This window comes from Agromyces mediolanus, assembly GCF_023715325.1.
Lineage (GTDB): Bacteria > Actinomycetota > Actinomycetes > Actinomycetales > Microbacteriaceae > Agromyces > Agromyces mediolanus_A.
The window spans coordinates 1-223 of sequence record NZ_JAMBNX010000089.1; the positions used below are offsets into that span (position 1 = coordinate 1).

Here is a 223-nt window from a genome sequence, read left to right on the forward strand (position 1 = left end):
TCCGGTGGTCCTCGTCGCGATGGCGACCGTAAGCCGTGGGAGAACGATCGCTCGGGTGCTCCTCGTCGTGATGGCGATCGCAAGCCGTGGGAGCGTGATGGTGCTCGCGGTGGCGAGCGGTCCGGTGGTCCTCGTCGCGATGGCGACCGTAAGCCGTGGGAGAACGATCGCTCGGGTGCTCCTCGTCGTGATGGCGATCGCAAGCCGTGGGAGCGTGATGGTG

General features: G+C 67.3%; 1 protein-coding gene. It reads left to right on the forward strand.

The features are described from left to right. Positions 1-223 (forward strand): hypothetical protein (locus M3147_RS19205; protein ID WP_251204989.1); only part of this gene is annotated, 223 nt, incomplete at both ends.